Source organism: Archangium sp. Cb G35 (genome assembly GCF_001896145.1).
Lineage (GTDB): Bacteria > Myxococcota > Myxococcia > Myxococcales > Myxococcaceae > Archangium > Archangium violaceum.
This window is the reverse complement of the sequence record NZ_MPOI01000028.1, coordinates 57,910-68,133: the sequence shown is the minus strand read 5'-3', so window position 1 is coordinate 68,133 and position 10,224 is coordinate 57,910. Positions and strand designations below refer to the sequence as shown.

Sequence of the window (10,224 nt, the reverse complement as noted above, 5' to 3'; positions counted from 1 at the left end):
CTTCCTCCCTGCTCGCCCCCTGTTGCTGGCGCGCTCGCATGTACGCCACCGCTTCCTGTCTCTGCTCCTGCGTGTAGCGCGTACGCGGGCCCACTTCGCCCCGCTCGAGTACCTGCCGCCGGAACTTCTCCGCCTGCTCCTTCATTTCCATCGCTTCCTCCTCCTTCACGGGGGCGACGGACATGCTCACGCCTCTGCTCTCGCGTCACGACGGGCTCGGGCGAGGATTTACGTTGAAATTGCGCTGCGCCTTGTCCGAGGGCCTGGCCTTCTCGGGGTCCTCTCCCTTGGCCTCGGCCTTCTCCCTGGCCTCCTTCTCCAAGTCCTCCTTGGCCTTTTGAATCTTCTCCCGGCGCTTCTCCTTCTCCACCGCCAGCTCGAGCTTCTTCTCCGCCTCCARCTGGCGTGCCGCCTCCCGCAGCCGCTCGGCGCGCTTGTTGGGGTCCCTCATCTCCTCGGGCAGCTCATCCCCGCGCTGCCCCTTGCCGTAACGCTTGTCCTCCTCGGCATCCAGMGCCGCGGCCTCCTCCAGCAGCCTGTCAATCTGCTCGTCCAGCTTCTTCATGGCCTCCTCCATGCGTCCGTAGCTCATGGCCTTGTGCTTGCTGGCGTTGGCCTTCCATTTCGAGCCGTCCACCGCCAGGTGCCCCAGCTTCTTGAGCCCCGAGCTACGCGCCAGCCGCAGCGTGTCCACGAAGAGCGCTCGGAAGGCTTCCAGGTGCCTCACCCGGAAGGCGCACACCGTGTCGTGGTCGGGCCTCTCGCCTCCCGTCAGGTAGCGGAAGGCGATGTCCGTCTCGCACCGCCGCTCAATCTCCCGGCTGCTCGTAATGCCTCGCGCGTACGCGTACATGAGCAGCAGCGTCATCATCACCGGGTGGTAGGGCGGCTGGCCGCGCTCCTGGGTGTACGCCTTCAGTATGGGGCTGAAGTCCAGCGTCTTGCGCAGGTCCGCGAAGAAGCACGCCAGGTGCCCCTCTCCCAGCACCTCCCTCGCGTACTGCGGCAGCAACTGCCCCTGCTCCGGCGTCCACTCCCGGAATGGCCTCGGCGAGGCGTAGCGGGCGGAGCTCTTCGACTCCTCCTCCCGCTCCGGCTTCTCGCTGGCGGCTACTTCCAACAGGGCGGCCTGCTCCGGCTTCTTCGTCGAGGTGGTGCTCACCCTCCACCTTCAACCAGAACTCGCCTCCCCTCTGAAGGACCACCTGGGGCGTCACCCCTCTGGTCCACCCTCTACGGTGGGATACTCCGACACGCTCCTAGGGAGGAGGTTGGAACGGTCGAAAATGGGCGATGTGGTTGCCCGTAATTTGCCCATGGCCTTCTCGAAGAATCGGACGGTTGCTGCACGGCTGGCCTCCGAAGGCCCTGTGCTCACCGCTCTGGCGTTTCCTTCCTCCTCTTCCCCGCCTCCATCGCTCGGTCGAACCAATATTGATGGAGGAGCATCCCACCCACCCAGGTGAGCGCAATCAGGGCGGACTGCCAGAGGGGGAGCGTTCTTCCGCCCATCCCGGGAGAGCGGATGTCATATGCCCGGATGACGTAATACGGGAAGCCGAAGAACCAGACGATTCCCAGATTCAGCGGGAGAAGAACGGGCCAGCCGCGCGACTCGTACCAGGAGACGTTTCCCTCCCACCACGTGTGGAGCGCCCAGAGGCCGAAAAGAAGGACAAGAAGTTCCATATGGCCGGAGGAGTCTAGAACTTCAGCTTGCGGATCGCATCGGCGGGCGATTCCGACGGCCTGGACGTGGCCACCTTCGGAGCCCGGCGAGCCCTGGAGGGCTGCGACTCGGTAGCAGGGAGGCCATCGCTCAAGATGCGCTCGATCTCGGACACGGGGATGCGCTGGTGCCCGTTGACATCCACCGTCTTGATGCGGCCCGAGGCGATGAACTGCGCCAGGGTGGTGGCCCGGTCAACCCCGAGGCGACGGGCGGCCTCCTTCTTCGACAACAGCCCGGAACTGGCCTTGCGCTGTTGGCGGCCCGGGACGGTGGGCACCGGCATGGTGGTCACGGTGGGAGCGCGACCCGCGAGGAAGGCGAGGGTCAGACGCTGCACCTCCACCTTGCGCTCCTCGGCACTGAGTGGCTGATCACACCTCCCACAGAGGTCATCCAGCTCTGGCTCCGAGGGGGGCCTGTACTTCCAGTTCCAGAAGGCGCAGCAATCCCGACACACCCAGCCATCGGGCCGGGCGGGGAGCATGGGAGGTGGCTGGCGAAGGTACTCCGGTGGAGGTGGCGGAGGTGGAGCACACATGGCCCCTCGCAGCACCCGCTTGGGCTTCTCGCCAGCAGGAGACGACGTGGCGGGCGGGTTGTCCGCCGCCGAACCCTGGGAGGTGGCCGAGCCGTCCTTCTTGTCGTTCTCGTCCATGGAGACCGCTCTCGTATCAATGAAAGGTAGGGAGCAGGGGTCGGAATCTCACGGGTAGGCCGCTCGCCTGCTCGTCCCCGAGACGGAAGTGCTTCACGGCGTTGGTGCCCCCACCGCGTCGTGCTTTGCACACTCGTGCGGGTGGCGTTACCCTCTGGTCGTTCTCTGACGGAAACCGTCACCCTCCGCCTTAGCCGAGCAACGCCGGTGCGACCAACGGTTGGTCAATGGGCGCGGAAACGGAGGGAGACGGAGTGAACCCCGAGCTGGTGCGGCCTCTCGTTGGCCAATGGGTTTCGGGACACTCGAAGTCAGAGGCCGGGCCGTGCTCCCCCGTGAGAGTTACGGAGTTCTAAAGCGAGCATCAGTGTGAACGATGCCGGGCATCTCTTCCCCGTGAAGAAGGGACTGAAAACGTAGCCTCCACGTCACGGAGGACGCATCCCTGGCTCCCCCTTGTGGGGGATGTGTTGGACTCTTCGGCCGCAGCCGAATCCTGGTCGGCAGGGGGAGCTTGCTGGACGGAGTGAGTGGGGTGGCCCTGAGAAAGCCACCAAGGACAGGTGGACAAGCTCGCTGATGGTGGGTGGGTTGGGTCTGGACCAGTTTCGCGCTCTGAAGGTTTCTCCATCGGTCTCCGCGTGAGAATGCCGATGGAAGTTCCGTCTACCTAGACGGGGCTCGCTGCGCGTGTATCCAAGAGGGGAAAACTGGCCGCTTCGCGGCCCATTTCCTCCCTCACGCGCTACGCGAGCCCCGTACTACCCAACTACCGCTGGTGTTGCCGTGAAACCGCATAGAAGAGTGAAGCCCTTCACCTACGAGGGCATGAAGGTGGACTGGAGAATGGTCCAGCAGATCATGGCCCACGGTTTCTACTTCCTGCTCGCGCCCGAGCATGACCCGGACTACCCCTGGGTGTTCGAGCAGGAGACGCACAAGCCCATCTGCCCGTTGCACGTCTTCGTGTGGATGCAGCACCACGGGCCCATCAACCAGGGCCACGTCATCCATCATCGAGACCACGACAAGCTCAACGCTCAGATCTCGAATCTCGAAGTTCTTCACCGTCGCGTTCATGCGGAACGTCACCGGCTGGAGCGGCAGAAGTTCTCGCCCCGGGAGCGCGAGGACTACGGCGGGTTGTACCGTCCCCATGCACCCGGCCCGGTGCGCGAGCCGTCGTTCACGGAGCTGGTGCGGCTGTTGAAGCGGGGGAAGCTCACGCGGCCCTCGTCTTCTTCTTCACCGCGTCCGCCGGAAGAAGAGGGTGAATTCCGAGAGGCCGAGAAGAAGTTGAAGATGGCCCTGCCCCGTCTCGCGGAAGAAGTGGATCACCTCGACAGTGGCCAGCCCATCCCGAGGGTGAACACCCAGCGCCGGGGAAGTGACATCAAGCTGGGCCTGGGTAAGAGGGCGGAGAGAAGGGGATGCACTCCCGCCGAGGCCGCGCTCGTCCGGGCCCTGGTGAAACACCGGATGCACGCCCAACCCAATGAGGCCGTGGCGGTCGAGCTGGAGATTCCCGTGGGCGTGGTGGCGAAGATGAAGAAGCGGCCCTCGGTGGACCTGGCCCTTTCCCGCTGGCGTGACTACCGGCGTCTCCCTCGAATCGGCCCCCGAGAGAAGACGGAGTGATGAAGAAGCCGGCGAGCTGGTGAAGATGAAGAAGACGAGACCGTGAAGAAGTCCCTCGTCTTCTTCCCCCTCTTCCCTGGCCCAAGAAGTAGCCCTTCCCACGCGAGCTGGCCCGGCGGGACAATCCTCGTATGAACCCCACCGTCCGCTCCGCCCGGCAGGCCGCCACCAGCGCGATCAACGGGGCCAGGTCCCACGGCCCGAAGACCTCCGAGGGCAAGGCCACCTCCTCGCTCAACTCCATCCGCTTCGGATTCTCCGCCGCGCATCTTCTTCTTCCAGGTGAAGACCCGGCCGCCTACGAGGCGTTCCTGGACTCGTGGTTCTCCGCGTTGGCTCCAACCACCATGCCCGAGGCCGCCAGCGTCGCGCAGCTCGCGGACACGTCGTGGAAATTGGAGAGGTTGAGCCGGGTGGAGAACGGCCGGATGCGGGCCCGGTTGGAGGAGGAGCTGGAGAAGACGGACGAGTTCAAGACCTACGACAACACCCGCATGGCGTTGGCGATGATGACGGCCTTCGTTGAGTCCGTGGAGGCCATCCCCACCCCGCCGAAGGACGCGGAGAGGACGAAAGCCTTCCTCACCGGGGTGGAGAAGACCGTGACCGTGCTGCGCGAGGTGCCGGGCCTACCGATGGCCGTGGTGGAGCCCCTGGCCTTCGCGCTCAAGACGGCCCAGGAGAACGAGGAGACGGAGCGCATCCCCACAGCCATCTACGAGAACCTGGGCAACATGGCCCGGGTGGTGAAGGGCGCCCTCACCATGAAGCTGGCCGAAGAAGAAGCCGTCCTCGGGCCGCTGCGTGAACGGCTCGCCGCCGAGGTGTTGCTGCTCGAAGACGCGGACTTGAAGAAGCTGGAGCGTCACCGCAGGACCCTGGAGACCACCATGGAGCGGCAGCTCGGCATCTTTCACCAGCTCCGCGCCGAGATGGCGAACACGAAGACGGAGAACCCGTCCGAAGCCAAGGAACTGCGCGTGCGCTTGAGGGTCGTGAAGTAAGGCGGAAGAAACTAGGATCTCCGCCCGCCCTGAAGAAGTAGCAGGACAACAATGATGGCGAGCAGGGCCTTCACGGTGAGCGCCTCGAAAATGGCACTGATACCCCAGCTCGCGAGTGCAGCCCCGGTTACGACCACAGCTCCCCATCCAACGACTTTCATGGTGGTTTTCGGGTTGCGGATGGCCCATCCAAGAAAGTGAGCCACGAGGAACGCACCCGCGCCCGTGGAGAACGCAATTACGTATTGCGCGGTGGTCAGTTTACCCGGCCTCCAAATCCACGGAGAACAGAGGATCTGCGGGATCAGCCCCGCGAGCATCCAGCAGATGCAGCCCCAAGCGAGCATTGCAAACCGCTCACGAGTCAGGCGCTCCGCGTTTCCCTCCTTCCAGACAGCAAACCGGAAGAGGAACCCCACGCAGAAGATCACCACGCCGACGACGACCTCGCCGGTGCCTCCCCGTTCGATTGTGCGCGTGCCCTCCGCGAGAATGACCCCACTGAGGATGCACACCATCACGCTCAGTATCCAGACCGCCCCCTCGTTCCCGGAGTCCTTTGGAGACGCGGTAGCCTTTGCATCGACAGGAGCAGGAGGGGGGCTGTGGGTCGGAGGCATCGCTAGTAACGTACATTGGACCTAGCCCGGATGAAACGGGGCACGGCATCAGCTCTCGCCGCAGCCGTGAGTGACCGCAGGTTCGTTCTGACGGCCCTTCCTGGCCCTCTTCGCCCTCCTCGCCTTTACCTAGGGCTATCGAATCTGGGAGAGGCCCCCACCCCAGGGGGACAGTGGTTCCCTTGTCTCGGGTCCAATCCGCAAGGTGTCCGGTCTTCATCGAGAACCCCTGGCAATGGGGTGGAGCTCGAATTTTTTGGGGGCTATCTGGCGAGCTGCACATCGTCCCGGTTGCTGGCCTACGCCCTGGCCTTCCCGATGGGGGGACCCAGGGTAAGCCGTGCTTCTCCTCGCGCACGAGGGGTACGGGCGCCCCTGACACCTAAAAACTCGAGGATTACCGGGAGAAGTGACCGGGGACTTCCGGCGGTGGAGTTGCACCGGAGCTGGTGCCCGACAACCTGGCCCCCGCTACACCACCCGGACGAGACCGGGAACACCATGGTGGGTGCTGGTGCAGCGGAGACCGTGCCTTTCTTCTCGGACTTCTTCACCGCCCCTGTCGCATCACGTCCCGCAGGTGCTCGGCCAGCCCGAGCAGGATGGCCGCTGCTACCCGGCGGGTGAGCGGTGAGGTGGCCAGCTTCTTCACCATTCCCATCGTCGTCTTCACCTCCCTTCCCCTGGAATTCCAGGTACGACGCGGGCGGCAGGTATTGGGGTGGCTGGACGGGGACGTACCTGTCCATCCCGTCATGGGCCTTATGCCGCGAGCTGGCTGCGAGTTGCCTGCCGGTGGAGTTCAAGAAGCTGCCGACCCTGGCGGAGCTGGTGGAGCTTCCTCGACCTTGGGAGGTTCCGCGGTCTTCTTCCTGGCCGTCTTCTTCACCGCCCGTCGAGTCCGGGACTTGCGCTCTACCGTCTTCTCCGTGGTCCGAGGAATGGAAGGCGGGTGCTTCACCACCAGCCGCACGTCTTCATCATCCCCAGGTAGGGGAGTGGGGCTGGTGGCGTTGTGCGGAGCCCACAGGGTCTCGGCATCTTCTTCCCCCCGGATGACCCGGCCCACGTGGCGCAGCCGGGCGTTGACAAGTGAGACCTGAGCCACGATGCAGTGAGGGGCCATCCGCTGCGTCTCTTCGTCCGGCAGATCGTGGTTGCCGAGCAGCTCGGCCAGGAGCGAAGCCCCCCGCAGGGCGTGCTCCAGGTTGGACAGCTCCAGGTTGAGGCTGACGGCACTCGACTCGGAGCGGAGGGTGCGCGTGTTCTTGTCGCTCATGGGTCCTCCATGCGGTGTGCAGACGGAGGGCACCCATGCCCTACGTCCTGCGGCTTATGCCGCCGCTCGCCGTGGAGTTGCTGGTGGGCACTCCGACCAGCCGGGCACGTCACCGCTTCCACCGGGTCCATCCCCGAGCATGGGAGGCCCCGGGTTCTGGTAGCCTCCCCACTCCCGAGGTTGAGCGCATGACCGGACTTCCACCGTTACTGGCCGGTGCCGCTGGAGAGGCACCATGAAGCCCACGCTGGAGGACGTGGTGCGGCCGAGCATGGTGGTGAGCGGCTACCGCATCGAGAAGAAGCTGGGAGCTGGCGGCTTCGGCAAGGTGTTCCTCGCGTGGCGCGACGGTGGCCCGTGCGCCCTCAAGTTCATCCACCTGGAGAGCGTGGGGGAGTGGGGTTGGCGGGAGCTGTTCATCATGCTCCGCCACGAGTTCCCCAACGTGGTGAAGCTGCTGAGCCACTTCAAGTGGCCGGAGGAGAAGCCCGAGTACCTGGTGCTCGTCATGGAGTACGTGCCGGGAGTGACGCTTTACCAGTGGGCGCGGGACAACAACCCGTGTGCCCGCGAGCTGGTGGAGAAGCTGCTGCCGCTCGCCCGGGCGTTGAAGGCGGTTCACGCCCAGGAGGTGAAGCACCGGGACTTGAAGGGCGACAACGTGCTGGTGCGTGAGACGGACGGAGAGCCGGTGCTGGTGGACTTCGGAGCCGGTGCCATGCCGGGCGCTCCTCGCGTCACCGGAGCCCTGGCCCCGGCCAACCTCCGCTATCGCAGCCCCGAGGCCGTGGCCTTCTTCCTGCGCGAGGACCGTAAGCGGGGGGAGAGCTACGACTACTCGGTGAGGGACGAGCTGTACGCGCTGGGTGTCGTCCTCTACGTGCTCTCCACCGACGTGTACCCCTTCAACGGCCCGGACGACGAGCTGCTGGGGGAGATTCTGGACGGCGACCCCAAGCCCCCGCACGTGCGCAACTCCCGCGTGCCCCAGGCCTTGGGTGAGCTGTGCCTGCGCTTGCTGGCCAAGGCGCACGCCCGCGTGCCGGATGCCGAGGCGTTGTGCGAGGCGCTGGAGAAGCTGCTGGAGGCGGCGAAGGCGGACCCCCGGTGGGAGGTGCCCCTGTGCTACGGCTGGACGGTGGACGGACGTACCACCGAGGACGCGCCGGAGCTGGTGGGCCACGACCCCGAGGCGTGGCTGCGCAAGTGGATCCGGCAGAAGCCGAAACGCGGCAGGCCGCCTGCTCCACCCGTCGTTGCTCCCGCCCCACCCGAGCCGCCCGACACGTCAACGGTCCCCACGCTTCGCACCCGCGTGAGGCGGGCCGCTCCGGTCCTGATGGCGGTGGTGGGACTCGCGGTAGTAGGGGCGGGGCTGGGCCACGTCCTCGGCCAACGCCAGCAGCCGCCTTCCTCACCGACTCCAGGCCAGCCCGTGCTGACGCTTCCCCTACCTGGGGAATTCTCCCTCGATGACCCGGCGCCATGGGCCACGCACGTCCATGAAGTAGCGCCCCCGTGGAAGCCGCCCGAAGCTGATGCAGGCGCAACGCCCTCGAAGGCGAATACCCCTGCGCCCGTCACCACCATGACGCTCAGCTCGGGAACGACTCGCATGAAGAAGAAGGCCCCCGGCTCACAGGCGGAGAAGGAGAAGAAGGGCAACAACTCCACCGGGGCCAACGTGCTGCTCGCGGTGGCCGCCGCCGCCAACATGGCCTGTCCCGGTGCCCAGGTGCGCAAGGAGCCCGCGCCCCAGGCGTGCCCGGCCGGTGCTGTCGAGACCATGACCCGCCAGCTCGGCATTCCCGTTGGGGACATGAGCGGGGCCGAGCTCCCCGGCAGGAAGGAGGGCAGTAACAAGCCCGTCCCAGTGAAGGAAGGTGCCTTCTCGCTAGAGCTGACAGGTAACTGGAGAGTGGGGAAGGATGCCATGCTCCGGGGCGGGCGAGAGGTGCTGCCGGACGGCACTCGGCTCTCCGGGCAACTCTGCATCGGGGAGAAGCGTGTTTACGGCCGCATCACCCAGGTCGTCACGCCCACCGGGGACACGTTCTCAGTCTGCATGGAGCTGTACGACAAGGTTGGAGATCGCGGACTCGAGATCGAGCCTGACGGAGGAGGAGCCGTCACGGTCCACCCTTTCGCGGACGTGAAGGCGGTGGAGCGCTTCGAGTAGCGCCATCCTGGGGCTTGGCGGGCTGGAAGCCCGGACAGGCTCGCGAACTACCGGGCAGGATGGTGTGTTAGAGGCCCACGTCTCCGGTCTCTTCCTCGTCTTCGTGGAGGTTCCCGCTCCGTGTTCGCCTTGTCCTCCACCGCCCTGATCGGACTGGCCCTGCTCGCCGCCCCCGTAGATGCCACCGAGCGGGCTACGCTCCCTATCTGTGAGACGGGCACGCGCTACATCGAGCTGACGGCGGACGCCCCTAGCAAGATGCCGGAGGTGTGCATCCGGCCGGAGCTGTCCCTCACCCTGTTCTTCGACGCTGAGCTGGCGCGCGTGGAGGTAGAGGGGCGCGAGCGGTTCCGCCGGGTGAAGGTGGTGGACGACACCCTGACGCTCGTGGCCTCGGAGGCGCTGCACGACGGAGAGCGCGTGCAGGTGACGGTCTACTTCCAGGACGGCGCGGCCCCGACGAGTGCCACCTTCGTGCTGGTGGTCCACCCCTCCCAGGCGGAGCGCCAGGTGGAGGTGTCACGCCGCGAGCGCACGATGGCCTCCCTCCGGCAGGGCGAGCAGCAGGCACGAGCCGAGGCCCAGCAGTGCCGGGAAGAGAAGGCGCGTCTCCAGGCCGAGTGCCATGGGCAGTTGGGGCTCACGGGCTTCATCGTCAACGGATGGCTCGGCAAGAAGGGCGTTGTTGCCCGATGGCTCAAGGACGTCACCTCACGCCCGGGAGACTCGCTCATCGCGTCGAACGTCGTCAGCTACCGAGCCGTTGGACCCGAAGGACGGGGACGAGTGGCCGTGGAGGTGATTCTGTTCAACCGGGGAACGGTGACGTGGACGCCCACGGGCGCGGCCCTGGTGGGCTCCAAGCGCGAGGAGCTGACGGGGCTGACGGTGCAGTCCCTGGAGCCCATCCCGCCAGGGAGGTCGCAACGCATCGTGGTGGAGTTGGACGCGGCGGAGAACGAGGCCCGGGGTTCCTACACGCTCAAGCTGTGGGCGGGAGAAGCTGGAGCTGGGGGCGTGAACCTCGACGGCGTGACGTTCCCCTAGAAGCTCCTCCGCTCTGACAGGTTGAGTCTGGGCGCTGACCTGCTTGGTTGGCCGGTGCTTTCTTTCGATA

General features: G+C 65.8%; 10 protein-coding genes. 4 read left to right on the top strand and 6 right to left on the bottom strand.

Features of this window, described 5'->3' with window-relative positions; translation table 11 throughout:
- The 3 genes from BO221_RS51325 to BO221_RS51310 form a co-directional block, all read right to left on the bottom strand.
- On the bottom strand, positions 1–184 hold a 184-nt coding region (locus tag BO221_RS51325), incomplete at its 3' end, for a hypothetical protein (RefSeq protein WP_143196179.1).
- Positions 185–205: 21 nt separating this feature from the next.
- Positions 206–1,162: a transposase gene (locus BO221_RS51320; RefSeq protein ID WP_073568269.1), complete on the bottom strand. Its 957-nt coding sequence runs from the start codon at positions 1,160–1,162 to the stop codon at positions 206–208.
- Positions 1,163–1,703: 541 nt separating this feature from the next.
- Positions 1,704–2,387, bottom strand: a complete 684-nt coding sequence (locus tag BO221_RS51310; protein WP_073568267.1) for a helix-turn-helix domain-containing protein — start codon at positions 2,385–2,387, stop codon at positions 1,704–1,706.
- 804 nt (positions 2,388–3,191) lie between these two features.
- Between BO221_RS51310 and BO221_RS51305 the strand changes: the two genes are divergently transcribed.
- Both BO221_RS51305 and BO221_RS51300 read left to right on the top strand, forming a co-directional pair.
- Positions 3,192–4,025, top strand: a complete 834-nt coding sequence (locus BO221_RS51305; RefSeq protein ID WP_073568266.1) for an HNH endonuclease signature motif containing protein — start codon at positions 3,192–3,194, stop codon at positions 4,023–4,025.
- Positions 4,026–4,156: 131 nt separating this feature from the next.
- On the top strand, positions 4,157–5,029 hold the full coding sequence (locus tag BO221_RS51300; protein WP_073568265.1) for a hypothetical protein: 873 nt from the start codon (positions 4,157–4,159) through the stop codon (positions 5,027–5,029).
- Positions 5,030–5,040: 11 nt separating this feature from the next.
- Here BO221_RS51300 and BO221_RS51295 read toward each other — a convergent pair whose 3' ends face one another.
- The 3 genes from BO221_RS51295 to BO221_RS51290 form a co-directional block, all read right to left on the bottom strand.
- Positions 5,041–5,550 carry a hypothetical protein gene (locus BO221_RS51295; protein WP_143196178.1) on the bottom strand — a complete coding sequence of 170 codons (510 nt, stop codon included), beginning with the start codon at positions 5,548–5,550 and terminating at the stop codon, positions 5,041–5,043.
- Between the two features lie 649 nt (positions 5,551–6,199).
- Entirely contained in the window at positions 6,200–6,322 is a 123-nt protein-coding gene (locus BO221_RS57205) for a hypothetical protein (protein WP_255408577.1), read from the bottom strand.
- A gap of 129 nt (positions 6,323–6,451) precedes the next feature.
- On the bottom strand, positions 6,452–6,928 hold the full coding sequence (locus BO221_RS51290; RefSeq protein ID WP_073568263.1) for a hypothetical protein: 477 nt from the start codon (positions 6,926–6,928) through the stop codon (positions 6,452–6,454).
- Positions 6,929–7,163: 235 nt separating this feature from the next.
- On the opposite strand from BO221_RS51290, the gene BO221_RS51285 reads away from it, so the two are divergent.
- Both BO221_RS51285 and BO221_RS51280 read left to right on the top strand, forming a co-directional pair.
- A complete protein-coding gene (locus tag BO221_RS51285) occupies positions 7,164–9,107 on the top strand; it encodes a serine/threonine-protein kinase (RefSeq protein ID WP_073568262.1) in 1,944 nt (647 codons plus the stop codon).
- Between the two features lie 120 nt (positions 9,108–9,227).
- The gene (locus BO221_RS51280) at positions 9,228–10,154 is read left to right on the top strand and encodes a DUF2381 family protein (RefSeq protein ID WP_083682780.1); all 927 of its coding nucleotides are present in this window, start codon (positions 9,228–9,230) and stop codon (positions 10,152–10,154) included.
- Positions 10,155–10,224: the final 70 nt, after the last annotated feature.

What these genes read in the sequence shown, in the direction of transcription:
- BO221_RS51290 (WP_073568263.1), bottom strand. Translation starts at nt 6,928, where the DNA reads ATGAGCGACAAGAACACGCGCACCCTCCGCTCCGAGTCGAGTGCCGTC.
- BO221_RS51310 (WP_073568267.1), bottom strand. Translation starts at nt 2,387, where the DNA reads ATGGACGAGAACGACAAGAAGGACGGCTCGGCCACCTCCCAGGGTTCG.
- BO221_RS51285 (WP_073568262.1), top strand. Translation starts at nt 7,164, where the DNA reads ATGAAGCCCACGCTGGAGGACGTGGTGCGGCCGAGCATGGTGGTGAGC.
- BO221_RS51300 (WP_073568265.1), top strand. Translation starts at nt 4,157, where the DNA reads ATGAACCCCACCGTCCGCTCCGCCCGGCAGGCCGCCACCAGCGCGATC.